Raw genomic sequence first — 26,691 nt, forward strand, 5'->3', positions numbered from 1 at the left:
TACCGTGGCTAGCCCCATTTTTCACCACTCCTTAGTGTGGAATTGTGGTCAAAAACCGATATAATTCGTGGTATTCGGCCAAGAAATTGTCATATTTTAGGTAATTGTGGTATGTTTGAGGTGACATTTGGACTATTCGTATGATCCGATAGGCTTGGGTCGGTTACACACCCGAGGATAAATAGGAGAGTGATTGTTTTGGCAAGCTGTCGTAAATGTGGAAACGAAGTGTCAGATGACAGTACCTTTTGTAACAAATGTGGAGCAAAGCTTGGAGAAGAATTAGCAAAGAGAACAGTTTCCCAAAAAACCAAATGGTTATTAGCCGGAACGACACTGGTGGTTGTTGCCCTCGTAGCTTTCGTGTCTATAAGGTTGTTGAATAATAGTGACCCCGTTTCTACATTTAAATCAGCCTTGCTTGATCATAAGTATTCTGACGCGATTGAAGTATACGAACAAGAAATTAAGGGTGACTTAGATAAAGAAAAAACGGTGGAAGTTTTTTTGAAAGAGGATATACAGAGAATTAAAGAAGATTTTATAAATGAAAAGATTGATTTTAGCTCAGCTTCAAAGGACCTGGAAAGTATCAAGAAAACAGCTTTAATGCTATCGGAATTGAAAACGGTTGAGAAAGAAATAAACGCATTGAATAAATCAAGAACTGCATTTAAAACCGGCGAAGAGTTTATTGCACAAAATAAACCTAAAGAAGCTCTTGCTGAGCTAAAAAAGGTCATTGAATCTGATGGAGTAAATTATAAAAAGGCACAAGAATTAATTAGCGCATCATCAAGCGATTATAAACAAGCTGTATTGTCTGAAGCTGAGGCATTCGCATCCGATCAGAAGTATGAGGAAGCAATTCGTGTGATGTCAGATTCGTTGAAAGTATTATTAAATGACTCTGATTTAGTGGCGAAAAAAACAGTGTATCAAAAACAAAACGAAGAAAAACTAGCGATCGAGCGTAGGGAAAAGATGGAAGATTTAAAGGGGAAACAAGAATTAAGCGTAATCAAAACAGGACTATTTACAGATTGGCTTGACGATCAGTATGTGACGATCCAAGTTAAAAATAACACAGATAAAGTTGTGAAAAAGTATGTTGTGGGGTGGATGGGATTTGATGGGGACGGGTATCCTGTTAAAACAGGTTGGTTGTCTCCGGACATCTTAAATGAAGGTAACGCAGAGGCAAACATTCAACCCGGCAAAACCTATGGTTCAAATAGCGGATATCAATTAACGGGTGGATACAGTAAGAGTCTTGATGCAAAGAAATTCATTGCTTGCGTCAAAGAGGTAGAGTACTATGATGGAACGAAATGGGAAAATGAGTATTATAATTATTGGGTAGAGGAATATAAGGACAAGCAATATAAGTAAGTATTTGAACCGCCATTTTTGGCGATCAGACTGTCGAGAAAGTCTCGGCGGTCTTTATTTATTATCCATTTGATTTATTATCCGAACGGGAAAAATTACAAAGATGGGATACCCGCTCATGAAGTGGAGAACCACCGGATAACAAAACGTCGAATAAAACAAATTCCCCTAACCCTTCACGCCAAAGAGGGGTTATTAGTCGTATCTAATACCCAGTGAGCCGCCCCGTCCCGGACGCAGCGGCGCCGGAGATCAGGCCGGCGTCTGCTCCTGCAGGTCTTCTCTGCACACGCGGCGGATATCGTCCGTCAAATAGTTCAGAATCCGGTTGCGCCCGACGGCTTCCTTGCGGATCAGGATGCCCAGATCGGGGCCGGCGATCATGTCGGACACGGCTTTGACGACCGTTCCGGGCAGCGGCGGCGAGATGGATACGAGCGGCGCGAGCGCGATGCCGAGCTTTGCCTGCACGAAATATTTGAGCGAATTGATGCCGGTAACCTCGATGCTGCTTTGGCGGAGCATGCCGATTTTTTCGGAGATGGCTTCCTCGACGCGAATGCGAAAAGGGCAGGTTCCGGGCGTCATAATGAATTTCTCGTCCTTCAGATCGCGAATGCCGAGCTTGTCCAGCGCGGCCAGCGGGTGATCGGCGTACAGCAGGAGGCCGAATGTTTCCGTCAGCAGATGCTCGAACGACAGCTCGATATGCGGTTCGGGCCGGTTGCAGAACGCGAGGTCGATCTCCTCGTTCAGCAGCATATCGACCAGTCCCTTGTTGGAGCCGATGGCGACTTTGATTTGAATCTTCGGTCTTTTTTGCGCGAATGCCGACAAGATCGCCGGAAACCGATTGCTCGCGGAAGGCTCGGAAATCCCGATCCGGATGAGTCCCGCATCCCCCTGCGTGTAGTCGCGCAAATCGTTCTCGAAGGCATCGTATTGCTGCAGCAGCTTCTCCGCCTTCTGTAGGAAAAATCTCCCGGCGCTCGTCAGCTCCGTCGTTTTTCCCCGTTCGAACAGCCTGATGCCCAATTCCTCCTCCAGCTTTTTCACCTGCACGGTAATGGTAGGCTGAGAATATTGCAGCGCCCTAGCCGCTTCTTGGAAGCTTCCGAGCTTAACGATTGTAAGGAACGTCTTGATGAGTCTTATTTCCATAGTTTTCCGCTCTCCTTACTCAGTTTAATTTTTATAAACTCCCTCTTTACTTTTTTCAATTATACATAATCAATCTTATCGGCTATTATAACAGACATAGTTCAAATAAACCAAGCGGAATACTAAGAATTAAAATGGAGGGTGTTTTTATGTCACAGGAAAGTTTGTACGTACGCCGCGCGCCGAGTTTTTCTTCCAAGCTGTTCGGTCTTGCCCCCGAGGCGTTCCAAGCGTTCGGAGAGTTCAACAAGCAAGCGTTGGCCGAAGGCGCGCTGACCGTCAGAGTAAAGGAATTGATCGCGGTCGGGATTACGCATATCACCGGGTGCCCTTATTGTATAGAAGCTCATACGGGCAAGGCAAAGGCGGAGCAGGCTTCGCTTGGCGAGTTGGCCGAAGTGATCGCGGTGGCCGCCGCGGTCAATGCCCACGCTTCGTACTATCACGGGGTTAACCTGCTGGCTGCATACGAGGGCGGGAAAGAGGAAGGAAGCGATCTGTATCCGCTCGCCAATCTGGCCCGCGCGGAGCAATTGGCCGAGCTGAACCCGCAGGGCGCGACTTCCTTCGAACGTTATGTCGACCAAGCGCTTAAAGCAGGCAAGCTGACCGAGAAGGAGAAGCTGCTCATCGCCGTAGGGGCCGCGTTCGTCACCGGCGGAGCATACAGCATCGAAATCTTCACCGCACAGGCCAAAGCGGCCGGCGTTACGCTGCAGGAAATCGCCGAAACGCTGCTCGTGGCCGCCGTGCTTAATGCCGGAGCCGTCGTGGCGCATCGGGTGAACGCGCTGCACGCTTTCGAGCGGGAGTAAGCCTATGCCGACAGCAAATGAGCGGCTCCGCCGCAGCGAAACGGTCGAATTGAAGGCGCAATTGATCGCCTGGAGAAGACATCTGCATCAGCATCCCGAGCTTTCCTTCCAGGAATACAACACGGCGGATTTCGTCGAGGAGCAGCTGCGCGGCTTCGGCAATCTGGAAATCAAGCGGCTGACGCCGACAAGCGTCGTCGCCCGGCTGATCGGAGCGTATCCGGGCAAGACGCTGGCCCTGCGCGCCGATATGGACGCTTTGCCGATTCACGAGGAGAACGGTCACGGCTTCGTGTCGCAGACGCCCGGCGTCATGCACGCTTGCGGGCATGACGGGCACACTTCGATGCTGCTGGCGGCGGCGAAGCTGCTGGCCGCAAGGCAAGACAAGCTGCACGGCGAGATCCGCTTTATTTTCCAGCATGCGGAGGAAATGCCGCCCGGAGGCGCGCGCGAGCTGGTAGAGGCCGGCGCGGTCGACGGCGTGGACTGGATTTTTGGCGAGCATCTGGCTTCGCTGCTGCCGCTCGGGCAGATCGGGCTCGGATACGGAGCGACGGCGGCTTCGCCGGACAATTTCTCGATCGTGATCAAGGGCAGCGGGGGCCATGCGGGCACGCCGCACCGAGCGGTCGATTCCATCGCGATCGGCGCGCAGGTCGTGACGAACCTGCAGCATATCGTCTCCCGCTATACCGATCCGCTGGCAAGGTTGGTCGTATCGGTTACGCAGTTCACGGCGGGCGCGTCGCATAACGTCATTCCCGACACCGCGTTGCTGCGCGGCACCGTCCGCTGCTTCGACGAGACGCTTCGCCAGCAGGTTCCGAAGCAGATTGAACGGCTCGTCGCCGGCATCGCTTCGGCGCACGGGGCTTCCTACGAGCTGGATTACTTGTTCGGCTACGATCCGGTCGTCAACGACGACGAGCTGACGCGCATCATCGAGGAGGTCGCGGGCGCAGTCGTCGGCGAAGATCAGGTGCCGAGATTGCCTCCGGGCATGGGAGCCGAGGACTTCTCTGCCTATCAGCGGAAGGTGCCGGGAACGTTCGTCATGATCGGAGCGGGCAATCCGGAACGCGGCATCGTCCATCCGCATCATCATCCGAAGTTCGACTTCGACGAAGACGCGCTGCCAATCGGCACCGAGTTATTCCTTCAAGTTGCGGAGCGGCTGCTTCAGTGGGAGCCATAAACCAAACAGACAAGATATGGAGAGGGAGATTGATACCTATGAACAGAACTTCGAAAAAAACGTTCGGCTTCCTGCTGACAACGCTGCTTGCCATCGCGGTGATCATCAGCGGCTGCAGCTCGAATAACGACAAAGGCGCTTCGTTGCCGCCCGCTTCCTCCGGATCGCCGTCGGCTTCGGCGAGCCCGTCCGCTTCGAACGCGGCCGACGGAGAAGAAACCGTGGACGTGCTCCGCTATCCGCTGACGCTGACATTCGCCTCGCTCGATCCGCACCTGGTGCCGACGGGCGGCGTAGCGAACATCGACCGCCACATTTACGAGCAGCTCGTGGCGTTCAATACCAAATATGAGCCTAAGCCGGTGTTGGCCACGGAAATTCAAGTGAGCGAGGACGGCAAGACGTATACGTTCCCGCTTCGCAAGGGCGTCAAGTTCCACAACGGCAAGGAATTGAAGGCGGAGGACGTCGTCGCTTCGCTCAACCGCTGGAAAGAAAAGACGGCGCGCGTTCAAACCTCGTTCGGCGATTCGCTCTTCGAGGAAGTCGACGAATACACAGTGGCGATTACGCTTGCCCAGCCGAGCAACGACGTTCCGCTGCAGCTTGCGAGCTACCTCCAGTTTTCCGCGATCACGACGAAGGAAGCGATCGAATCGGCCGGGCCTGACGGCCTGACGGAAATTATCGGCACCGGTCCTTACAAGTATGTTGAATACAAGCAGGATCAATATGTCCATCTGACCCGCTTCGACGATTACGTCTCCCCCGAGGGCCCGCAGGACGGCGTAATCGGCAAGAAAGAAGCGCTGGTCAAAGACGTCTACTTCGATCTGATTCCCGACGGCTCTACGGCGTTTAACGCCTTCCTGGCCGGCGACTACGATTTCGCCAGCGTGACCGTCGACAACCTGCCGCAGGTGCAGAGCTTGTCCGACGTGACGCTGAACAAGGTGTTCGCGGGAGAGCTCAACATCGTGTTCAACAAAAAGGCACCGTTCCCGTCGAACGTGAAGTTCCGCGAAGCGATCGCCGCCGCGCTGGACGCCGAGCAGGTGCTGGCTGGCTATACGTCCGACCCCGAGCTGTACCGTCTCAATTCGAGCCTGGTCACGCCGGACAACGCGGAGTGGCACAGCGAAGCCGGGGCGGAGAAGTACAATCAGAAAAATCCCGAGCTGGCGAAGCAGCTGCTCCAGGAATCCGGCTACAATGGCGAAGAGCTCGTGTTTCTGACGACGAGAGATTCAGCCGGGGCGTTCTACAACGCGACCGTGCTTGTCGTCGACCAGCTGCAGAAGATCGGAATCAAGGCGAAGATCGACACGTACGACTTCACGACGATGATCGCCCGGCGCGGCGACCCGGCGGCGTGGGACATCTACGTCGGTTCGTTCTCCAACCAGGCGAGCCCTTCGCAGGTGCTGTTCCTCGGCAAATCATACGGCTGGCCTGAAGACGAGCAGCTGCAACAGCTGATCCGCAATACGACGGAGGCGCTGACTCCGGAAGCGAAGAAGCAGGCGTCCGACGCGCTGCACGCTTACCACTGGAACTACCTGGGCGCCGTCAAGATCGGCGATACCGGCACTTATTACGCGAATCGCAACAACGTCGTCGGCTATCAATTTTTTGAAGGCCCGATCCTCTGGAACACGAAGGTATTGAAAAAATAAGCGGCGATGGCGCCGGAGGGGGGTTAAACGATGCTGGGTTTTATCGGAAAACGGTGCTTGTATCTGCTTATCGTGCTGTTCATCCTGTCGGTGGTCGTATTCTCGATCATTTATCTCATACCCGGCGATCCCGCTCTGGCGCTGCTCGGAGATACGGCCACACCGGAGATGCTTGAGGCGCTGCGGCTGGACATGGGCCTTCACCGTTCGGTCTTCGAGCAGTACGGGCTTTGGATCGTCCAATTGCTGCAGGGCGACCTCGGCCAATCGTACGCGCTGAAGCAGCCCGTATGGGATGCGATCGTCGAACGGCTGCCTCCCACGTTGTCCATCGCCGTGCTGGCGCAGGGGATCGCGATCGTCATAGCGATCCCCCTCGGCTTATTCGCCGCCTCGCGGCCGGGCACGGCCGCCGACCGGTCGGTTCGCGGCTTTACGCTGCTCGGGATGACGGTGCCCAGCTTCCTGCTCGGCCTGTTCATGATGCTGCTGTTCGCCGTGCAGCTCAAATGGCTGCCGGTGTCCGGCTACAAGCCGATCAGCCAGGGGCTCGGCATCTATCTCAAGCATCTTCTGATGCCTGCGATCGCTCTTGGGATCATTCATTCGGCGCTTCTGACGCGCATTACGCGTTCGGCGATGCTGGAGGTGCTGGGCGAGAGCTATATCCGCACCGCTCGGGCCAAAGGCGTGCGCGAAAGCCGCATCGTGTACTGGCACGGCTTGCGCAACGCGCTGATGCCGATCGTGACGGTCATCGGCCAGTCGTTCGGCGCGTTGATCGCCGGTGCGGCGGTTGTCGAGTCGATCTTCAACATTCCGGGGCTGGGACAATTGCTCGTCAATTCGGTGCAACGCAGAGATTATGCCGTTATTCAAGGCGCCGTGCTATTCGTCGCGACGTTGACGGTGCTGCTGAATTTGCTCGTCGATCTGCTCTACGCGGCGATCGATCCCCGGGTCAGACTGAATCGGTAAAGAAGGGAGGAAGTTACGATGGCCGCTGAAAAGTCGACGTCACACGAGATTGCGGATTGGCCTCCGGCCGTGAACGAAGGCGTGAACCGGACGTCATCGGTGCGCGGGAGCGCGGTCGGGATGCAGGCGACTGCCGCCGGAGCGGAACGAAAGCCGCTGCTTCGCAGGCTGGCCTCGAACAAGGAGCTGCTGTTCAGCGGCATCGCCGTGGCGGCGATCGGCGCCGTCGCGCTGGCGCCGGGGCTGTTCGCAACGCACGATCCGTACGGGCTGGACGTGGCGAGCCGCTTTCAGAAGCCCGGTTCGACCCATCTGTTCGGCACCGACAATTTCGGGAGGGACATCTATAGCAGAACGGTGTTCGGACTGCAGATTTCCGTGCTCGTCGGCTTGGGCGTAGCGGCCATGTCCGGCTTGCTCGGTCTCGTCATCGGCTTGTACGCGGGCTTCTACCGCGTGCTCGATCAGCTGTTCATGCGCATCTCCGACGGCTTGATCGCCTTCCCGAGCATCTTGCTGGCGCTGGCGATCATGTCTATGCTCGGACCGAGCATCGGCAATCTGATGCTGTGCTTGACGGCGGTCATCACGCCGAACGTCGCCCGCGTCGTCCGCTCGGGAGTGCTCGTCGTCCGGGAGCAGACTTACGTGGAGGCGATGCAGGCGCTCGGTGCCTCCAAGACGCGAATATTGTGGCGGCACATCGCTCCCAACACGATGTCGGTGCTGATCGTGCAGACGACGTTCATCTTCGTCGAAGTCATTATTGTGGAGGCGGCGCTCAGCTTTCTGGGGGCGGGCATTCCGGCGCCGACGCCGAGTCTCGGCAATCTGCTGCTGGACGGCAAGATGTATATTTTCAACTCATGGTGGATGACGGTGTTTCCCGGCGCGGCGCTGTTCGCGGTGGCGCTCGTCTTCAACCTGCTCGGCGACGGGCTGCGCGATTATCTCGATCCGCATGCCGATCGCGCCGGCGGCAAATCGGGAAGGAAGTGAGGCACATGACGAAGGCCGGCGATAATCAACTGCTGGACGTGCGAAATTTGAGAACGTGGTTCCGGACGGACAAGGGGAGCGTCGCCGCGGTGGACGGCGTCTCGTTCCAGGTGAAGGCCGGCGAATTTATCGGCATCGTCGGGGAGTCGGGCTGCGGGAAGAGCGTCACGTCGCAATCGATCATGCGGCTGCTGGACGAGAAACGCAGGGTCCGTTACGAGGGCGAGGTCAATTATCGCGGCGAAAATCTGTTGAACCTGTCGCCTTCGCGCATGCGTTCGATACGCGGCAACGAAATCTCGATGATCTTCCAGGACCCGATGAGCTCGCTCAATCCGGTATTCACGATCGGCAAGCAATTGACGGAAGCGATCAGGCTGCATGAGCGGGTGCCGCGCCAAGCCGCCAAGGAACGGGCGGTCGAGCTGCTGCGCCTGACCGGCATTCCGGCGCCCGAGCGGCGCATGAGAGAGTATCCCCACCAGCTTTCGGGCGGCATGAGACAACGGGTTATGATCGCGATCGCGCTTGCCTGCCGTCCCTCGCTGCTCATTGCGGACGAGCCGACAACGGCGCTGGACGTGACGATTCAGGCGCAAATACTCGACTTGCTCGGCGAGCTTAATCGAAGCTACGGCATGAGCGTCATGCTCATCACGCACGATCTTGGCGTCGTCGCCGAGGCGTGCACCCGCGTGCTGGTCATGTATTTGGGCCAGATCGTCGAGGAGGCGCCGGTGAACGAGCTGTTCGCCAGGCCGCTGCATCCTTACACGAAGAGCTTGATGCAGGCCGTTCCAACGCTGGACAGCGATCGAGGCCGGGCGCTGCCTGCCATTGAAGGCAGCGTGCCGACGCTGCACGAGATTCCGCCCGGCTGCCGGTTCGCCGAGCGCTGTCCGTACGCGGACGAGCGCTGCAGGGGACCGGAGCAGCCGCCCGTCGTGCAGGTCGGCGACGGACATGCAGCCCGTTGCTGGTACGTCGGATCATTGGAGGAGGGAGGAACGCGGGATGACGACTGCGCCTAAGAACAAGCCGCTGCTGGAGGTCCGCAATCTGACGAAGCATTATCGCGGCGGTTCGGCTTTCAGCCGCAATGCTCCGGTCGTCAAAGCGGTGAACGGCGTTTCCTTTCAGCTGTTCGAAGGAGAAACCTACGGGCTGGTCGGCGAATCGGGCTGCGGCAAGAGCACGCTCGGCAAGACGATTCTCCGGCTGCAGGAAGCGACGGACGGAGAGGTCGTCTACCGGGATCAGAACCTGCTCCAGCTTCCCGTCAAGATGATGCGCGGCGTCCGCAAGCAGCTGCAGATGGTGTTCCAGGATCCCTACACGTCGCTTAACCCTCGCCGCAAAATCGGCAAAACGCTCGAAGAAGCGCTGATTATCCACGGAGTCCGCTCGCGTGAAGAGCGGGCGCAGCGGGTTGCCGACATGCTGGAGCGGATCGGCCTGCGCCCGGAGCACGGCTGGCGTTATCCGCACGAGCTTTCCGGCGGCCAACGCCAGCGGATCGGGCTCGCGCGTGCGTTGATTCTCAATCCGCAGATCGTCGTCTGCGACGAGCCGGTGTCCGCACTGGACGTCATCATTCAGTCGCAGATCGTCAATCTGATGAAAAAGCTGCAGCGCGAGCTGAGCCTGACCTACCTGTTTATCGCCCACGATATTAGCGTCGTGCGTTATATCTCGGACCGCATCGGCGTCATGTACCTCGGCAAGCTGGTCGAGGAAGCGGAGACGGACGCGCTGTTCGCGTCGCCCCGCCATCCGTATACGAAAGTGCTGCTGTCGGCGGTGCCGGTTCCTTCGCCGGGCAAGGCGAAGGAACGGGTCAAGCTGACCGGCGAGCTGCCGTCGCCGCTCGACATTCCCGTCGGCTGCGCGTTCCATACCCGCTGTCCTTATGCGACGGACATATGCCGGAAGGAAGAGCCGCCGCTAAGAAGGCTGGCGCATAACCACTCCGCAGCCTGTCACCATGCGGAGACGCTCGCGTCGTCCGGCGAGAGCCGCAAACCTAACTAAGGGAGAGAATCGCAATGAAGCAAATCCATTTGGGCGTATTCGAAGTCAACGCCGTTAATCACTTGACGCCCGGCATCTGGACGCATCCGGAGCAGAACCGGATTCATTTCAACAGCATCGATTACTGGGTGGAAATCGCCAAGCTGCTCGAACGGGGCAAATTCGATTTCATGTTTTTCGCCGATACGTATAGCTACCCGAAGAAGAATCCGGAGCTGGCGTTCCGGGAAGCCGGCGGCGCGCCGGGCAACGACCCGATGCTGCTCATACCGGCGCTCGCGATGGTTACGGAGCATCTGGCGTTTACGATGACGACATCCACGACTTACGAGACGCCGGTCGCCAATTCCCGCCGCTTCTCGACGCTGGATCATCTGACGAAGGGCCGGATCGGCTGGAATGTCGTCACGACGAGCAACCCGACGGCGGCGGACCTGTTCGGGCGAACCGACTTTCTGCCTCATGATGAGCGGTACGATATGGCCGACGATTTTCTCGAAGCGAGCTACAAGCTGCTGGAAGGCTGCTGGGACGACGACGCCGTCGTGATCGACCGGGAGAAGCGGATTTTCACCGATCCGGAGAAGGTTCATCTGGTCGTGCACGAGGGCAAGTACTTCAAGCTCCGCGGATATCATACGCCATCGCCTTCTCCACAGCGGACGCCGGTCATTTTCCAGGCGGGCAGCTCGGAGCGGGGACGCATATTCGCGGCACAGCATGCGGAAGGGGTGTTCTTGAAGGCGCCGACGCCGGCGATCTTGCGCGAGCAGGTTGCCGACATCCGCAGGAGAGCGCAAGAAATCGGCCGCGACCCGGCATCCGTGAAAGTATTTACGGGCTTGTCCGTCGTGACGGCGCCGACGCGCGAGGAAGCGCAGCGGAAATACGAATCTTATTTAAGCTATCAGAGCCGGGAGTCCGCGCTAGCCGCTTATGCCAGCGTGACGGGCATCGATCTGACGAAGCTCGATCCCGACTCCTATTTCGAGAACGTGCATACCGAGATGGGGCAGACGCATACGGACCGGTTTACGAAATACAGCCCCACGAAGAAAAAGGTAAGCGAGGTTATCGACGATTTCCTGCAGAAAGGATTCCGCGGCTTGACCGTCGTAGGGTCACCGGAGGAAGTGGCGGACCAGATCCAGGCCTGGGTCGAGGAAACCGACGTGGACGGCTTTAACGTAGAGCCTTACGTGCTCCCCGGCACGTATGCGGATTTTATCGACCTTGTCGTGCCGATTCTTCAGGAACGCGGCTTGTTCAAGAAGGATTACGCGCAGGGCACGTTCCGCGAGAAGCTGTTCGGTCCGGGCAACGCGCGGTTGCCGATCAGCCATCCCGCGACGGCGTTTCGCGACGCGGCGCGGCTGCGGCCGGCATCCGCGAACGATGCGGCGCCGCTTCCCGCCGGCGAAGGGAGCCGCTGACCTATGCTGCTGGAAGAACGGCAGCGGCAGCTCGCGGAAAGGCTGGAGCTGACCGAAGGCCAGCATGCCCTGGTGCTGCAAGCTCGCGAGCTGGGACGCGCGGTCATCGGACCTGCGGCGAACCGGGTCGACCGGGACGGCGATTATCCCCGCGAGGCGATCGAGGCGCTCAAGGGAGCCGGGCTGACCGCGCTGGCCGTACCTGCGGGAGCCGGCGGCTTCGGCGCCGGTTATCGCGGAGACGTGGTCGCGCTGCCGCTCGTATTGATGGAGATCGCGTCCTGGTGCTCGTCGGCGTCGCAGGTGCTTGCCCTGCATAACTCTGCCGTGCAGTATATTCACGCCCTAGGAGAAAAGCGGCAAGCCGACTTCTTCTTCGCAGAAGTGCGGGAGGGCGCCATGTTCGGCAGCTTCGGCAGCGAGAACCGGCCTGATCGAGCGAGCCTCCAGATGCGGAGCAAGCTTACGCGGGTGGAAGGCGGTTATTTGCTGGAAGGCGACAAGCGGTTCGCGACGGGCTCTCCGGGCGCCAAATGGGCGTTCTGGCATTCCGTGCTGGCGGAAGAAGCGGACAATCCGCGCGCGCCGCTTGCGATGCCGATCGTCGCGCTGGATTCGCCGGGCATTACGGTGCACGGCGACTGGGACGGCCTCGGTCAGCGCGGAACGGGCAGCGGCACCGTCACGGCGCGGCAAGCATTCGTCCCGGAGCGGCAGTTGATCGGTCGGCCGGGCGCCTTCGCGGCGTTCGGCGATTTTTTTGCCGCGCAGTTCAACGTCCACTTCGCCGCGCAATTTACCGGCATCGCCTATGGCGCCTATCGCGAGGCGCTCCGCTACGCGGCGGGCAAGCGCGCGGCTTGGACGTCCGCCGATGCCGCGGATTCCGTGCTCGCGCTGCGGCTCGGCGACATGTCCGCCAAGCTGGCGGCGTCGCGCCAGCTTGTCCTGCAAGCGGCGCGCCTGCTGCAGGCGTACCAGGAGGCGCCGGAGCTGCTTCCGACCGTTCGCGCCGCCGCTTCTCACGCCAAGATTATCGCCACGGAAACCGCGCTCGAGGTAACGAGCGGCATTTTTCAGACGATGGGCGCCAGATCCGCAACCCGTGAGAACAACTTCGACATGTACTACCGCAATGCGCGCACGCTGACGCTGCACGACCCGGTGGACAAGCATCGGGAGACGGCCGGAAGACTTCAACTGGGCGAGCTTGACGCGAGGTGAATCGGCGAACTTTATAATGTCAATGAAGAAACCTTGATAGCCGAATTTCGGTCTATCAAGGTTTTTGTCTGAGTTTTGTCTTAGTATGTTCAATCTCTCGTCGCGTACAGGTTCCTCACAGACTGTCTGGGCACTTTGCATGCTCATTGTTGTGTCTTTGGTTCAACCTATATAGCTTCCCCTTGTATTTATAAATTTTCGCCTTATTTTTATAAGAGAACGCCGTCCGTCTGAGCTACACTGATAATATTGCGAAATTTCTAATGAATTATAAAAAACCAAAGAGGAGGATTTCGATGGCCGTCTTGAACCTGCATTTCTTCTCGCGAAGCCTGAAGCGCGAAGTTCCGTTCACCGCACTCATTCCGCTGGATTCCCCCATCCCTTCCGTCCAAGAGGATACGATTCAGCCGCTAAAGGCGCTGTATCTCCTGCATGGATACTCCGGCACTCATTCGGATTGGGTTAGCTTCTCTCGTATCCGGGAGCTGTCGGACCGTTATCGGATTGCCGTTATCATGCCCTCCGGAGAAAACCACTTCTACGTAGACGATGAGAATAAGGGCGCGCGATATGGGGAATACATCGGTAAAGAGCTGGTCGACTTTACCCGCAAGCTGCTCCCGCTCTCTTCCGCCAGGGAGGACACGTTCATCGGCGGATTGTCCATGGGCGGATACGGTGCGATTCGGAACGGTTATAAGTACGCAGATCGCTTTGGCCGAATTATCGCATTGTCGTCTGCCCTTATCCCGTATAAAATCGCTAATATGGAGCCCGGCTTTAAGGACGGAATCGCCGATTACGGCTATTATCGGAGCGTCTTCGGGGATTTGACTCGGCTGCTCGGCAGCGAAAAGGATCCGGAAGCGATCGTCCGGCGGCTGAATGAAAACGGCGAGGAGCTTCCAAACCTCTATATGGCTTGCGGGACCGAGGATTTCTTGCTGGACGTGAATCGTCGCTTCCATGATTTTCTCGAGCGAGAGAAGATCGAGCACACTTATCGCGAAAGTGCCGGCTCCCACACTTGGGATTTCTGGAACGAGACGATCGCGGACGGCTTGAAGTGGGCTTTAGGAGAGCCTCCTGCGTTCCCGGCAGCGGAATAGCGTCAAGGAAGCCCCTGATTCTCGATCGTGCGATTGAGGTCGGGGGCTTCCTGGATTACGGCAGAAAGGAGAGGGCTCAAGATGCGTACGAACAGCATCGTCTTCAAGTTTTTTTTGCAATTGACCATCATCGTGGCGATTCTGTTCACCATTCTGGTCTTGAGCAATGTGTACTCGCTGGAGGTCGTGAGGAACAACACCCTGGACAGCGCGCGCAACACGCTCTCCCTGTATCAAGCCAACATCCGGAACTACTTGAATAACTTTTCCAAGGATTTGACAGAAATCTTCGAGAATAACGTCGATGCGGCAAGCGACTTCGAGCAGCTGAACGAGAGCGCACGGTACTTCAGAGCGATCCAGCTCAAGAAGGCGTTGACCGCGAAGATGTCCGGCAACGACGCCAGCGACGGCCTCTTTATCCGTCTGCCCGGCGATACGCTTCTCGCTCAAATCAGCTCTCGCATCAACTCCAACGAGAAGCTGGCGCTGATCGACTATATCGCGCAGCAGGAATGGGCTCCCGATCCGGAAGGAAAAGCGGACGAATGGACGGTTCTCTCTATTCAAGGAATCCATTATTTGTTTAAATACATGACTTACGCGGAGATGACCTTCGGTACGTTCGTGAATGCGGACACTCTTCTGGACATGGTAAACCGGGGAGGAAACGATCGGAATATATACGTGCTTAGCGACCGGGAGGGTCGCATTCTGACCTTGAACCAAGCAAGCCCGGAATTCATCGAGTCCATGGACGAGCTTCGGAACGAATATCGCGGCCGCTATCTCATGATCTCTGAGCCTATTGCCGAATTCGGCCAGATCACGAACCTCGTCGCCAAGCAGAGCGTGTTCTCTAAGCTGAAAGTAATCCAGTGGATCATCGTCCTTCTGGCGCTGGTATCGCTAATTGTCGTGCCTCTAGTCCTTCGCTGGCTGGCGAGGGATATTCTCAAGCCGGTTCTGGAGCTGGTCAAGGCGGCCAAGGAGGTCGAGAAGGGGCAGCAGGAGCTGCAAATTCCCGATGGTTCGCAATACTCGATGGAATTCACGAAGCTGTTCCATTCCTTGCAATCCATGGTGAGAGAGATTACGGATCTGAAGATCCAATCCTACGAGGAGCAGATCGAGCGCAGCCGCGCGGAGATCAAATATTTGCAGATGCAGATCCGCCCGCATTTCTTCCTAAATGCCATCTCGACGGTGACCAGTCTGACTTATCAGAACAAAAACGAAGAGATACGCAGTCTGATCCATCATCTGTCCGAGCACCTGCGTTATATGTTCAAGGTCGGCTTAACCGTCGTTCCGCTCGAGGAAGAAATCAAGCATGCAGTCAACTATATTCGCATGCAGGAGATCCGGTATCCCGATCAGATTTTCTATATGTTCGAGATTCAGGAGGAGGCTGGCCGCTCGCTTGTGCCCCAATTCATGGTTCAGACGTTCGTCGAGAATGTCTTCAAGCATGCGATGTTCTACGGGGAGATGCTCTCGATTTATATCCGCGCCGGCTTCGTGACAAGGGAGGGCGCTTCCTTCGTAAAAATTGTTATCGAGGACAACGGAGGCGGCTTTTCCGGCGAATGGCTGAGAGGCTTCTCTTCCGGGGATGAGGCGGAGGGAGGGGTTCATATCGGAATCGCCAACGTCCGACGAACGCTTCAACTCTTATACAGGCGAGAGGATCTGATAAACCTGTCGAACGGCGAACCGTCCGGAGCGCGGGTGGAATTGTGGATACCGGCAACGATAAACGACGAACGAACGGCGTAGGAGGGATCTGAATGCGCTGCTTATTGATTGACGACGACATCCCTACGGTCGAGGCGTTACTTCGCATCGTGAATTGGAGCGATCACGGGGTAGGAGAGACGATGACCGCGTACAACATTCAGGATGCCCAGAGGCTGTTCGAGGCCGCGCGACCGGACATCATCGTCTGCGACATCGAGATGCCGCGCGGCTCCGGACTCGACATGATCAAGTGGGTCCGGGAGCGGGAGTATGACGGAGGCTTTATTTTCTTCACCTGTCACGAGAGCTTCGAGTTCGCTTCGACGGCCATTTCGTACAACGCCGATGCTTACCTCGTCAAGCCAATCGACAAGACGAAGCTGGAGGCCGCGCTGCGCAAGGCCGTTGACGCTCTTAAGCAGAACCGGATGCTGGACGAGTACAGCAAGCTTGGCATGACCTGGATCAAGAACAAGGAATGGGTGGAGCGGAATTTCTGGAGGGATATCTTGACGGAGGCGATTTCTCCTCGGACGGATCTTATCCAGTGGGAGATTCGCAAGAGAGAGCTGCCGCTGACTGTCGAGGGAGCTTATGGCCTGTTTCTCGTCGGCGTTCCGCGATCCCAGCTTGAGGGACACTGGGACAGCAGCATCTTTCAGTACGCTCTGTCCAATCTAGGCTCCGAGGTTCTTTTTCGACAAGTTAATCATGATCGAGTCATTCCTTATCAGACGGAGTCCGCATTCTACAATGCGATGATTGTGGAAGGGCCGTTCGATGCGGAACAGTTGAGGGATATCGGGGAACGGCTGATCGCGCTGTGCGCGCAATATTTGAAATGCACGATAACCTGTTACATCAGCGAGACGGTCGCCATCTCCGAGCTTTCTCGGACAAGAGAACAATTGGAGCTATTAGACGCTTCCAATATTATCTTCAGAGGGAAGGTCCATTTTCAGAAAGACCCTTTTCATTATGATACGACGGATCGCTACGCTTTGGACATGGACCGCTTCGCGCTGCTATTCGTCCAGAAAGAGAAGATTCAGATCGTCAACGGGCTGAAGAAAGAGCTGGAGAGACTGACCGAGCAGAACAAGCTGGATCCCGCGACCTTGCATTCGATTCGGGAAGATTTTCTGCAGGTCGTTTATTCTATGCTCCTAAGAAATCATATCCAGGCGCATCGGCTATTCGCCGACGAAACCATCCTGCAGCTGGCGCAACAAGCCGACAGCAGCGTATTTGACTTCATGAAGTGGGCCCAAGCGATTACCGACAAGACGATCGATTCCATTCGGGAGGCGCTGAAGTCCGAAGGAGTCGTCGATAAGGCCAAGCGGTTCATTCATGAGCATTACAAACAAGAGTTGAGCCGGGAGGACGTTGCCGCCCACGTGTACCTGACGGCGGATTATTTGGCCAAGGTGTTTAAAGCGGAGACAGGCCTTGCAATCAAGGAATATTTGAACGAATGCCGAATAAACGCGGCCAAGCAGCTTTTGCTCGAGAGCAAATCGAGCATAAGCGAGATCGCGCTGGAGACCGGTTTCGATACGTTGTCCTATTTCTCCACCGTGTTCAAGAAGATGACGGGGGAAACTCCGAACGCTTACCGCTCGAAGCACAAGCCGCTTCAATAACCGAACTCCGCTTCCGACCGGGAGGCGGAGTTTTGGCTCTGCCGGAGTTATGGCCGGGAGTGCTTGTTTTCTAAAATTCAGGCCGTCTTTTTGAAAGCCGCTCTTGTCTCGAACAAGTACAATGAAAGCGAAAACAACGAACAGGGGGTATCGCGGTGAGAAAAAAAGGGATAGCGGCGCTGCTAATGTCGGTGGCGCTCGGCGGGTCGTTATTGACGGCATGCAGCAATTCGGATTCATCGTCTTCGGCTGATGGAAGCGGTTCGGGCAAGGTGGAGGAGGTCGTCTTCGCGATGCCGTCCTTCAATCGAATCCCGGATGACCTGAGCAAAGTCACCGACGCGATCAACAAGCTTACGATAGACAAGATCGGCGTCAAGGTCGATTTCCGCATTTATGGGCCGGCGGATTATACGCAGAAGGTAAACCTGGCCCTCCAGAGCGGGGAGAAAATGGACGTATTCACGACACTCGGTCAATTCTCGAATTACGTCTCCAAGAGCCAGGTCGCTCCGCTGGACGAACTTCTCGCCGAGCACGGCAAGGAGATGACCTCGATTCTGGAGAAGGACTTCGGTCCGGACATGCTGAAGGCCACGACCATTAACGGAAAAATCTATGGAATCCCGGTAAACAAAGGAATGGCTCTGCCGGTCAGCGTCGTCTACAACGCAGATATGCTCAAGGAAGCCGGCTACAGCGCCGACGACATCGTTTCGGCAGACGATCTGGCGGGTATCTTCGAGGCCGTCAAGGCGAAGAATCCGGATGTGGTCCCGTTCGGTCCGATCAATGTCAATCCGAGCGACACCAATCTGATCAATCTGCTGAAGGGAACCCATAAGGTCGATTTCCTGACGGACACGACCGGGGTGGGCGTCGTGGTCGGCGACGACGGCAAGGTCGTCAACTTCTACGAGACCGATATTTTCAAGAACGGCGTTCGAATGATGCGAGACTGGTACGACAAAGGATATCTGCAAAAGGATGCGGCGACAACGACGATCACGTCTAGCGAAATGCTGGCATCCGGTCGAGAATTCTCCTTCCTCGGCGGCTATGGCGGAATGGAGGTTGGCAAGACGATCAGCGCGCAGACGGGCAAGAACGTCGAGACCAAACGAGTCGCTCCGTTCTACTTTGATACCAGCGCAGTCAATTCCGTCAGTTGGATGGTGTCGAGCACGTCGAAGGTGGCGGAAGCCTCGGTTAAATTCCTGAACCTGCTCTATACCGACGAGCAACTGATCAACACGATTCTGTATGGGATCGAGGGCGAAGATTATGTGAAGGTCGACGAGCATCACGTCAAGTTCCCGGAAGGCAAGGACGCCAATACCGTCTCTTACACGGCCATGATAAGCACCGGAATCGTCGGCTCCGAGTCGCTGCAGTATCAATTCGAGGGAATCAACTGGTCGGACATCGAATTGAAGCTTAAGGAGAACAAAGAAACGGAACGTTCGCCATACTTCGGCTTCATCTTCGATCAGAGCAAGGTAAAGACGCAGATCAGCGCCGTGAACAATGTGGTCAACCAATACCTGCCTGGTCTCGTCACAGGCTCTCTCGATCCGGAGACGACCATACCGAAGCTAGTCAAGGCGCTGAACGACGCGGGCGCGGCGGACGTCATCAAGAGCAAGCAAGAGCAGCTCGATCAATGGATCGCGTCCCAAGGCAATTAACAAAGAAAGGCATTAAGGAGAATGGAGCCTGTCGAAGGTTCCATTTTCCGTAATGGGGGAGTAATCGGAATGAGGAATGCGAAGGGAACTTCGAGCGCGCTCCGGAAAACGGCGCCGCTCCTGATGCTGGCCGTCCCGGGCCTGCTTTATTTTCTAATCAACAGCTATCTTCCCATGTTCGGAGTGTTTATCGCGTTCAAGGACATTAACTATGCCAAGGGAATCTTCGGAAGCGACTGGATCGGCTTCGATAACTTCCAGTTCCTGTTCCGAACGACCGACGCCTGGATCATGACGAGAAATACGCTGCTGTATAACCTGTCGTTCATCGTCATTGGAACGATCTGCTCGATTTTCATTGCCATTCTAATGTCGGAGCTGCTGGCCAAATTGTATTCAAAGCTCTACCTATCCGGTCTCGTGCTGCCGAGCCTGATCTCGATGGTCGTGCTGTCGATGCTCGTATTCGCCTTTCTGAACGCGGACAGCGGCTTCGTCAACAAGTCGATTCTTCGGCCGCTCGGCCTTCCGGATATCAATTGGTATTCGGAAGCGAAATACTGGCCTTATCTACTCGTTTTCATACAGATGTGGAAGATGGCGGGTTATGGCTCCATCGTATATTTCGCCTCCATCGCCGGGATCGACAAGAGCATCTACGAGGCGGCCAAGATCGACGGGGCGGGCAAGCTGAGGCAGATTCGGACGATTACGCTGCCGCTTCTCAAGCCTACGGTAATCGTGCTCGGTCTCATGTCGATCGGCCGCATCTTCAACTCCGATTTCGGTCTCTTCTACCAGGTTCCGCTTAACGCCGGAGCCTTGTACAGCACGACCCAGACGATCGACACTTACGTATATCGCGCGCTGATGCAGCTCAACGACATCGGCATGTCGGCAGCGGCGGGCCTGTATCAGTCGCTCGTCGGCTTCGTACTCGTCCTTGTCGTTAACTCGATCGTTAAACGGGTCAATTCGGAAAATGCTTTGTTCTAGGAGGTAAGTCCATGATTCAAACGAGAGGGGAACGCGCCTTCGCCCTGTTCGCCGCCATTATGATGGGGCTCATCACACTGGCCGCTTTCTTGCCGTTCGTTCTCATCATCATCGCTTCCGTAACGAAGGAGTCTAGCCTGATCAATGACGGCTACAGCTTCTTCCCGAAGGCGCTCAGCCTGGACGCTTATCTGTATCTGAAAGCTTCGGCATATACGTTCCTGAGAGCATACGGCGTCTCCTTCCTTGTGACGATCATCGGAACGGCCGTCGGCCTGCTTATTACGAGCATGCTGGCTTACCCGATGTCGCGGAGAGATTTCAAGTACCACAATACGCTGGCCTTCGTCGTTTTCTTTACCATGCTGTTTAGCGGAGGAGTCGTCCCGTCCTACATCATGTGGACGCAATACTTCCACATTAAAGACTCCCTGGCGGCGCTGATCGTACCTAACCTTCTGGCGAACGGATTCAATGTGCTGCTCGTTCGGAATTACTTCAAGAGCAACGTGCCGATCGACCTGATCGAATCCGCGCAGATTGACGGCGCCACCGAGACGAGAACGTTCTTCCGCATCATGCTGCCGCTCTCCGTGCCCGTTCTGGCGACCGTCGGTTTGTTTATGGGGCTCGCTTACTGGAACGACTGGATCAACGCGCTTTATTATGTGAGCAAGCCGCAGTATTACGGAATTCAGAACCTGCTCGTTCAATTGATGAACAACATTCAATACCTCAATTCGGGTCAGGCGGGCAACGCGGTCGGAGCAGGCGCGGTGGATTTGCCGAGCAGCGCGGTGCGAATGGCGATGGCGGTTCTTGGCATCGTGCCCATTCTCGTCGTGTTGCCGCCGCTGCAGAAATATTTGACCCGGGGCGTCGTTATCGGAGCCGTTAAGGGATAGAGGCCTTCACTGGAGAAAAGGAGCTGTGAGCGAATGAAAGTGCAAGACATTATCGATCGCGTACTGGAGAAAAGCTGCGGCGGACGCAAGCTGGAGCAGACGAGCGACGTATTGGCGAGCGGAAGCGCGAACATGGAAGTAACGGGCATCGTCACGACGTTCACGGCGACTGTGGACGTGATCAGAGAAGCGATCTCCATTGGCGCGAACCTGATCGTTACCCACGAGCCGACTTATTTTACCGGAGCCGACAAGGTGGATTGGTTGGAAAACGACCCCGTGTATGCAGCCAAAAAGAAGCTTATTGAAGACAACGGAATCGCGATCTGGCGCTTTCACGATCATATGCATATGGCCAAGAGCGATCTGATCTATGATGGGCTTGTTCAAGAGCTAGGTTGGGAGAATTATAAGCTCGATCCCTCGTCTCCTTGGTCGTACGTCATCGAGCCGACTACCGTCGGAGAGTTGGCGGTATTTTTCAAAAGGAAGCTTGGCATGAGCAATGTGCGAATCGTAGGCAAGCCGGAGTCCCCATGCTCCCGGATCGGTATTCTGGTCGGAGGCGGCAGCCTTGGCCTCGGGCGGGAAGAGATGCCGATGGAGCTCATGCGGGACAAGGAGCTGGACGTCATGGTGTGCGGAGATATTACGGAATGGACGCTGTGCGCGTATGTCAACGACGCCTCCATGCTCGGCATGAACAAGGCGATGATCGTCGTGGGCCATGAGCGTACCGAGGAATGGGGCATGAAATACTTGGCCGAATGGCTTCTTCCGATTGCGGAAGGCGTTCCGGTGACCTTCGTGGATGCCAAGGAGCCGTTCGTGTATCTGTAGGCGGCGTTCAGACGTATGGCAAACGCCGTTCTATCAAAGAGATTATGGTTGCGATGAGGGCTGTCAAGGTGTAGGGAAGGGCATATTTCGTTCCGCGCACCTGAATGGAATAGGGCTTTGCCAGGAAGGACCGCTGCTCCGCTTAACGGTGGAATGCGGTCCTTTTGTATGTCCGCCCGCAAGATTTGAACGGTTAAGCTTACTGCGGTTTTCGTAACTTATACTCGGAGGGTGTCATTTGCATATGCTTTTTAAACTGCTTGGAGAAATAGCTCAAATGCTGGAAGCCGTTTTCCATTGCCGCATCCAGGATGCTGCAAGAGCTCGACTGAATCATTAATGCCGCACTATTCACGCGAAGCAGATTTACGTACTCTACAGGTCTTACCCCTGTCAGCTCTTTGAAGAGACGGCAAAAATGGGACGGGGACATGGAAGCGACAGAAGCCATTTGTTCGAGAGTCAGAGGCAGCTTATAGTGCGCATCCATATATTCCAATACGGAAATCATCCTTTTCCATTTTTGATGGTTCTCTTGATTAGATTGGTCGTAACGCTTTCTGGGGATCAGGCGGGGATATATTTTAGCTAAAAAAATGAGCAAACGCCCTTTAGACAGAAGTTCGTAGCCCTCCTCTTGTTCGTGGAAATCCGAGAGCAGCAATACAACAAGATCAAGCAATTCCTTATGCTCGCTGTTAATTAGAGTTGGGAATAGGGCAGAGCCTCTCAAAAGCGGGTTTAAATACTCCTGACAACAATCGGGATGAAGGCTGGAAAGCCAGGAAAGCTTGAAGACGATCGCGCTGTAAGCGCATCCCTCGTTCCCATTCGAATAGCCGCAGTGAAGCTCGCCCGAATTCACGATGATGCAATCGCCGGCTTGAACCGAATATTCCACATGATTGACGGAGAAGACGGCGCTTCCTCTTCGGATATAGATTAATTCGATTTCTTCGTGCCAATGAAACGGAAGGATCTGCTGATTACCGTTCAAATAGTCTACGTTATAGATTGCGAAAGGAAATTTATAGGAACCGTGAACAACTTTCTCCCGAACCCGATACTCTAGCATGGATAACCCTCCCGATATCAATATTATGCTAGATTTTATCAAAATCAAGTTAGATGAAACATAAAAAACACAATATCATGTTAGTAAACGCAGTGGGGTTTGAATCTAGGAGCTTAATAAAAAGGAGGATAATATGCCTATTGTTAATTATCATGCCGCGAGGGATGGACTTGTGCTTGAAACCACGGAAGGACGGATGCGGCTAACCCCGTATTCGGACAGCGTCATCCGCGTTCAATATACCTTGGAGGCAGATTTCAGCACCGCAGAAAGTCTTATGATCGTTAGGAATCCGGAATATGGCGCAGTCTTCACAATCAAGGATTCGGGCAACGAGTTGAGCTTTTGCACCTCGTATGTAACCATCCGTATCGATAAAAGGACATGCTCGTTTGCTTATTATGATTCGAAAGGCAAGCTGCTTACGAAAGAGCCTTCCCGCGGCGGTAAAACGCTTGTTCCGATCGATGTGTATAAATCCTTATTTGATGATGACTCCAGGCTGGAAACGGGGCAAGGCGCTGACGGATTGCGAGTCAGAGCCAAGAAAATTCAAAGGACGATTGATCGAAAGGCTTACCGTACAAAGCTGGCGTTTGAATGGGCGAATGGAGAAGCGCTATACGGGCTGGGCTCGCATGAAGAGGGAATGTTTAATTTGCGCGGGCAGCACCAATATCTGTATCAGCAAAACATGAAGGCGGTCGTTCCCGTTCTCATGTCGACACGCGGCTACGGAATTTTAGTAGATAGCTATTCCTTAATGAAGTTCCGCGATGATGCATTCGGTTCTTATCTGGGAACCGATGTCGACGATGAGATGGACTACTATTTCATATACGGTCCCGAACCGGACGAAATCGTTCGAGGCATTCGCTTTATAACGGGCAAGGCGCCGATGCTGCCGAAATGGGCGTACGGATATGTGCAATCCAAAGAGCGGTATGAGTCCCAGCATGAACTCATTGAGACGGTCCGCGAATACCGCTCGCGCCAATTGCCGCTGGATGGTATCGTCTTGGATTGGCAATCGTGGACCGGCGAGCTCTGGGGACAGAAGACACTGGACCCGGAACGGTTTCCCGACCCTAAGAAGATGATGGAGGAGCTTCACCGGCTTAATGTCCGGCTTATGGTGTCCATATGGCCGATTATGAATACGAATAGCGATAATCATAAGGAGATGGCCGCTCAAGGCTTTATGTTGGGAAATCAGGCCACCTACGACGCCTTCCGGGAGCAGGCCCGAGAGCTTTATTGGAAGCAGGCTTACGAGGGATTGTTCTCGAATGGCGTCGATGCCTGGTGGTGCGATTGCACGGAGCCGTTTGAAGCGGATTGGAAAGGGGCCGTGAAACCCGAGCCGGAAGACCGGATGAGGATCAATACAGAGGAGTCCAAGCTCTACTTGGACCCCGAATGGATTAACGCCTATTCTTTGCTGCATTCCCGCGGTATTTACGAAGGTCAGCGCAGGACAACCGATCGCAAACGCGTGGTCAATCTGACCCGATCCGCTTATGGGGGCCAGCATCGTTACGGTACGATTACCTGGTCGGGCGACATTTCCGCCACATGGGACACCTTGCGCAAGCAAATTCCGGACGGGCTGAATTTCTGCGCCGCCGGCTCTCCATATTGGACAACGGATATCGGCGCGTTCTTCGTTCAGAATAAGCCGGAGCTCTGGTTTTGGGACGGAGATTACGATGCCGGCGTAGATGACCTGGGCTATCGCGAATTGTACGTGCGATGGTTTCAATATGGCGCATTCCTGCCTATGTTTCGATCGCATGGAACGGATACGCCTCGTGAAGTCTGGCGCTTCGGCGAGCCGGGCGAGCCTTTCTACGACGCGCTTGCCGCTTTCTTGCGGCTTCGTTACAGGCTGCTTCCGTATATCTATTCGCTGGCCTATCGGATTTACAGGGACGACTATACCTTGACTAGAGCGTTGCCGTTCGATTTCAGGCATGATTCCCGTACCTACGACATTCAAGATCAGTTTATGTTTGGTCCGGCTTTGCTGGTCAACCCTGTCACTCGCCCCATGTATTATGACGTCGGCTCGACGCCTCTGGAGGGGATCTTAAAAACGAGAGAGGTTTATTTGCCGGAAGGCTGCAAATGGTTCGACTTCTGGAGCCAGCGCGTATATGACGGCGGACAGACGGTGGAAGCCGAGGCTCCGTTGGAGCGTATTCCGCTGTACGTTCGTTCGGGTTCCATCCTGCCGATGGGAGACGATATTCAATATGCTGACGATCAGACGCAAGCGGATTTGTTCATTCGGATTTATGGGGGACAGAGCGGCTCCTTCGACTACTATGAAGACGAGGGCGACAATTACGGCTATGAAGATGGCAGATTTGCGGTTACATCGATGAGTTGGGATGAAGAGCGACGGATTTTTATCATGGCGGAAAGAAAGGGCTCTTATCCGGGAATGCAGTCGCAGCGAGATATACAAGTTCTGCTGTTGGACCCCGAGGATTCGCTGAACGACCATCCAACCCCCGTAACACGGCAAGTCTCTTATACGGGAAGCTTGATCGAGCTGACCTTCTAATCGTTTGGCCTGCCGGATACCCCTCGGCAGGCTTTTTGCGCGCTTTTTAAAAAAATCCTCCGCATCCGACCGCTCGGTAGAATCGTATATCGTCCTCGGGATAACGAAGCCGTTGCACCCGATGAGTGAGAGCTTAAAAAATGACAACGCTTTCTTAAGAATGTTGGCTTTCGCCTCCTTCGTCTAAAAGCGTAGACTTGAAAAACAAGGAGGTGCAGGCATGGAACTGGATACACAGATGGCGGGCACGGCAAAAAGCGCACGGCAATCATACTTTTGGAAGCGGTTCAAAAAGCAGAAGGTTCTCCACCTGTTCGTCGGACTCGGAATTATATTCTTGCTGATCTTCGCCTATACGCCAATGTTTGGGATTATTATGGCGTTTAAGGATTACTCCATCTCCAGCGGAATCAAGGGGATTTTCACGAGTGAATGGGTAGGCATCAAGCATTTCGACGAGTTCGTGAACGACTACCAGTTCGGAACGATTGTCCGAAACACGCTGGTGCTGAGCTTTCTTAAAGTAATCTTTGCTTTTCCTGCTCCCATATTACTGGCGATTCTGTTGAACGAAGTGAAGCATCTGCGATTCAAGCGGCTGGTCCAAACGGTAAGCTACCTTCCGCATTTTATCTCGTGGGTCGTAGTCGTAGGTATCGCCTTTTCCTTCTTGTCGGCCGAGATCGGACTGGTCAACAAGGCGCTTGTAAGCCTTGGGGTTATCGACAAGCCGCTGGACATCCTCACGAACCCCGATTATTTCTGGGGACTGGCTGTCGGAAGCGCCGTGTGGAAGGAAGTCGGCTGGTGGACGATCATCTTCCTGGCAGCCATCGCCGGCATCAATCCGGCCCTGTACGAGGCTGCACAAATTGACGGTGCCGGAAGAATCGCACGCATTCGCCACATCACGCTCCCCAGCATGAAGGGCACGATTGTGGTGGTGCTCATTCTCACGATCGGAAGCATCCTGGGCGGAGGATTGGTGGGCTCGAATTTCGAGCAAGCCTTCCTGTTCGGGAACAGCATCAACAATCCGACTTCGGAGATCGTGCAAACCTATGCGTTCAAGGTTGGTCTGAGGGACGGGCGATTCTCCTATGCGGCGGCGATTGATCTGATTCAGTCTGTCATTTCTGTCGTGCTGATCTTCTCCAGCAATTACATTGCGAAGCGAGTGTCGGGTTCAAGCTTATTCTAGGAAAGGAGCGAT

At 55.2% G+C, this 26,691-nt stretch carries 21 protein-coding genes; 19 read left to right on the forward strand and 2 right to left on the reverse strand.

Features of this window, described 5'->3' with window-relative positions; genetic code table 11:
- The first annotated feature begins 189 nt into the window (after positions 1-189).
- Complete coding sequence (locus ACFO1S_RS01600; protein ID WP_378126105.1) at positions 190-1,392, forward strand: DUF5780 domain-containing protein; 1,203 nt, start codon at positions 190-192, stop codon at positions 1,390-1,392.
- A 252-nt stretch (positions 1,393-1,644) separates the two neighbouring features.
- Here the strand turns inward: ACFO1S_RS01600 and ACFO1S_RS01605 are convergent, their stop codons facing one another.
- Positions 1,645-2,553 carry a LysR family transcriptional regulator gene (locus tag ACFO1S_RS01605; protein ID WP_204600977.1) on the reverse strand — a complete coding sequence of 303 codons (909 nt, stop codon included), beginning with the start codon at positions 2,551-2,553 and terminating at the stop codon, positions 1,645-1,647.
- A 149-nt stretch (positions 2,554-2,702) separates the two neighbouring features.
- Here ACFO1S_RS01605 and ACFO1S_RS01610 point away from each other — a divergent pair, with 149 nt between their 5' ends.
- The 16 genes from ACFO1S_RS01610 (at position 2,703) to ACFO1S_RS01685 (ending at position 21,834) form a co-directional block, all read left to right on the forward strand.
- Positions 2,703-3,368 (forward strand): carboxymuconolactone decarboxylase family protein, encoded by a 666-nt coding sequence (locus ACFO1S_RS01610; RefSeq protein WP_204600976.1) that lies wholly within the window; start codon positions 2,703-2,705, stop codon positions 3,366-3,368.
- 4 nt (positions 3,369-3,372) lie between these two features.
- Complete coding sequence (locus ACFO1S_RS01615) at positions 3,373-4,566, forward strand: amidohydrolase (protein ID WP_204600975.1); 1,194 nt, start codon at positions 3,373-3,375, stop codon at positions 4,564-4,566.
- 38 nt (positions 4,567-4,604) lie between these two features.
- Positions 4,605-6,242, forward strand: a complete 1,638-nt coding sequence (locus ACFO1S_RS01620) for an ABC transporter substrate-binding protein (RefSeq protein WP_204600974.1) — start codon at positions 4,605-4,607, stop codon at positions 6,240-6,242.
- Positions 6,243-6,272: 30 nt separating this feature from the next.
- Positions 6,273-7,220, forward strand: coding sequence for an ABC transporter permease (locus tag ACFO1S_RS01625; RefSeq protein WP_204600973.1), 948 nt, complete (start codon positions 6,273-6,275; stop codon positions 7,218-7,220).
- 18 nt (positions 7,221-7,238) lie between these two features.
- Positions 7,239-8,219 (forward strand): ABC transporter permease, encoded by a 981-nt coding sequence (locus ACFO1S_RS01630; protein WP_378126108.1) that lies wholly within the window; start codon positions 7,239-7,241, stop codon positions 8,217-8,219.
- Between the two features lie 5 nt (positions 8,220-8,224).
- The gene (locus tag ACFO1S_RS01635) at positions 8,225-9,250 is read left to right on the forward strand and encodes an ABC transporter ATP-binding protein (protein WP_204600972.1); all 1,026 of its coding nucleotides are present in this window, start codon (positions 8,225-8,227) and stop codon (positions 9,248-9,250) included.
- On the forward strand, positions 9,234-10,250 hold the full coding sequence (locus ACFO1S_RS01640; protein ID WP_204600971.1) for an ABC transporter ATP-binding protein: 1,017 nt from the start codon (positions 9,234-9,236) through the stop codon (positions 10,248-10,250). The genes ACFO1S_RS01635 and ACFO1S_RS01640 overlap by 17 nt, the downstream gene beginning before the upstream one ends.
- Positions 10,251-10,264: 14 nt before the next feature.
- Entirely contained in the window at positions 10,265-11,683 is a 1,419-nt protein-coding gene (locus tag ACFO1S_RS01645; protein ID WP_204600970.1) for an LLM class flavin-dependent oxidoreductase, read from the forward strand.
- A 3-nt stretch (positions 11,684-11,686) separates the two neighbouring features.
- The gene (locus ACFO1S_RS01650) at positions 11,687-12,907 is read left to right on the forward strand and encodes an acyl-CoA dehydrogenase family protein (RefSeq protein WP_204600969.1); all 1,221 of its coding nucleotides are present in this window, start codon (positions 11,687-11,689) and stop codon (positions 12,905-12,907) included.
- A gap of 296 nt (positions 12,908-13,203) precedes the next feature.
- Positions 13,204-14,019, forward strand: a complete 816-nt coding sequence (locus tag ACFO1S_RS01655) for an alpha/beta hydrolase (protein ID WP_204600968.1) — start codon at positions 13,204-13,206, stop codon at positions 14,017-14,019.
- A gap of 81 nt (positions 14,020-14,100) precedes the next feature.
- Complete coding sequence (locus ACFO1S_RS01660) at positions 14,101-15,798, forward strand: sensor histidine kinase (RefSeq protein WP_204600967.1); 1,698 nt, start codon at positions 14,101-14,103, stop codon at positions 15,796-15,798.
- An 11-nt stretch (positions 15,799-15,809) separates the two neighbouring features.
- Positions 15,810-17,405, forward strand: coding sequence for a helix-turn-helix domain-containing protein (locus tag ACFO1S_RS01665; RefSeq protein WP_204600966.1), 1,596 nt, complete (start codon positions 15,810-15,812; stop codon positions 17,403-17,405).
- 155 nt (positions 17,406-17,560) lie between these two features.
- Complete coding sequence (locus ACFO1S_RS01670) at positions 17,561-19,093, forward strand: ABC transporter substrate-binding protein (protein WP_378126110.1); 1,533 nt, start codon at positions 17,561-17,563, stop codon at positions 19,091-19,093.
- A gap of 69 nt (positions 19,094-19,162) precedes the next feature.
- The gene (locus tag ACFO1S_RS01675; protein ID WP_204600965.1) at positions 19,163-20,089 is read left to right on the forward strand and encodes an ABC transporter permease; all 927 of its coding nucleotides are present in this window, start codon (positions 19,163-19,165) and stop codon (positions 20,087-20,089) included.
- An 11-nt stretch (positions 20,090-20,100) separates the two neighbouring features.
- A complete protein-coding gene (locus ACFO1S_RS01680; protein WP_204600964.1) occupies positions 20,101-20,994 on the forward strand; it encodes a carbohydrate ABC transporter permease in 894 nt (297 codons plus the stop codon).
- A gap of 33 nt (positions 20,995-21,027) precedes the next feature.
- Positions 21,028-21,834 (forward strand): Nif3-like dinuclear metal center hexameric protein, encoded by an 807-nt coding sequence (locus tag ACFO1S_RS01685; protein ID WP_204600963.1) that lies wholly within the window; start codon positions 21,028-21,030, stop codon positions 21,832-21,834.
- A gap of 199 nt (positions 21,835-22,033) precedes the next feature.
- Here ACFO1S_RS01685 and ACFO1S_RS01690 read toward each other — a convergent pair whose 3' ends face one another.
- Positions 22,034-22,831 (reverse strand): AraC family transcriptional regulator, encoded by a 798-nt coding sequence (locus tag ACFO1S_RS01690; RefSeq protein WP_204600962.1) that lies wholly within the window; start codon positions 22,829-22,831, stop codon positions 22,034-22,036.
- A gap of 211 nt (positions 22,832-23,042) precedes the next feature.
- On the opposite strand from ACFO1S_RS01690, the gene ACFO1S_RS01695 reads away from it, so the two are divergent.
- Positions 23,043-25,478 (forward strand): glycoside hydrolase family 31 protein, encoded by a 2,436-nt coding sequence (locus ACFO1S_RS01695; protein ID WP_204600961.1) that lies wholly within the window; start codon positions 23,043-23,045, stop codon positions 25,476-25,478.
- A gap of 220 nt (positions 25,479-25,698) precedes the next feature.
- Entirely contained in the window at positions 25,699-26,679 is a 981-nt protein-coding gene (locus ACFO1S_RS01700) for an ABC transporter permease (RefSeq protein WP_204600960.1), read from the forward strand.
- Positions 26,680-26,691 lie beyond the last annotated feature (12 nt).

Origin of the sequence: Cohnella boryungensis (assembly GCF_042651945.1) — a bacterium.
Taxonomy (GTDB): domain Bacteria; phylum Bacillota; class Bacilli; order Paenibacillales; family Paenibacillaceae; genus Cohnella; species Cohnella boryungensis.

Bases quoted from the DNA above. Each gene is read 5' to 3' on its own strand.
- ACFO1S_RS01605 (WP_204600977.1), bottom strand. From the start codon at position 2,553: ATGGAAATAAGACTCATCAAGACGTTCCTTACAATCGTTAAGCTCGGA.
- ACFO1S_RS01610 (WP_204600976.1), top strand. From the start codon at position 2,703: ATGTCACAGGAAAGTTTGTACGTACGCCGCGCGCCGAGTTTTTCTTCC.
- ACFO1S_RS01615 (WP_204600975.1), top strand. From the start codon at position 3,373: ATGCCGACAGCAAATGAGCGGCTCCGCCGCAGCGAAACGGTCGAATTG.
- ACFO1S_RS01620 (WP_204600974.1), top strand. From the start codon at position 4,605: ATGAACAGAACTTCGAAAAAAACGTTCGGCTTCCTGCTGACAACGCTG.
- ACFO1S_RS01625 (WP_204600973.1), top strand. From the start codon at position 6,273: ATGCTGGGTTTTATCGGAAAACGGTGCTTGTATCTGCTTATCGTGCTG.
- ACFO1S_RS01630 (WP_378126108.1), top strand. From the start codon at position 7,239: ATGGCCGCTGAAAAGTCGACGTCACACGAGATTGCGGATTGGCCTCCG.
- ACFO1S_RS01635 (WP_204600972.1), top strand. From the start codon at position 8,225: ATGACGAAGGCCGGCGATAATCAACTGCTGGACGTGCGAAATTTGAGA.
- ACFO1S_RS01640 (WP_204600971.1), top strand. From the start codon at position 9,234: ATGACGACTGCGCCTAAGAACAAGCCGCTGCTGGAGGTCCGCAATCTG.
- ACFO1S_RS01645 (WP_204600970.1), top strand. From the start codon at position 10,265: ATGAAGCAAATCCATTTGGGCGTATTCGAAGTCAACGCCGTTAATCAC.
- ACFO1S_RS01650 (WP_204600969.1), top strand. From the start codon at position 11,687: ATGCTGCTGGAAGAACGGCAGCGGCAGCTCGCGGAAAGGCTGGAGCTG.
- ACFO1S_RS01655 (WP_204600968.1), top strand. From the start codon at position 13,204: ATGGCCGTCTTGAACCTGCATTTCTTCTCGCGAAGCCTGAAGCGCGAA.
- ACFO1S_RS01660 (WP_204600967.1), top strand. From the start codon at position 14,101: ATGCGTACGAACAGCATCGTCTTCAAGTTTTTTTTGCAATTGACCATC.
- ACFO1S_RS01665 (WP_204600966.1), top strand. From the start codon at position 15,810: ATGCGCTGCTTATTGATTGACGACGACATCCCTACGGTCGAGGCGTTA.
- ACFO1S_RS01675 (WP_204600965.1), top strand. From the start codon at position 19,163: ATGAGGAATGCGAAGGGAACTTCGAGCGCGCTCCGGAAAACGGCGCCG.
- ACFO1S_RS01680 (WP_204600964.1), top strand. From the start codon at position 20,101: ATGATTCAAACGAGAGGGGAACGCGCCTTCGCCCTGTTCGCCGCCATT.
- ACFO1S_RS01685 (WP_204600963.1), top strand. From the start codon at position 21,028: ATGAAAGTGCAAGACATTATCGATCGCGTACTGGAGAAAAGCTGCGGC.
- ACFO1S_RS01695 (WP_204600961.1), top strand. From the start codon at position 23,043: ATGCCTATTGTTAATTATCATGCCGCGAGGGATGGACTTGTGCTTGAA.
- ACFO1S_RS01700 (WP_204600960.1), top strand. From the start codon at position 25,699: ATGGAACTGGATACACAGATGGCGGGCACGGCAAAAAGCGCACGGCAA.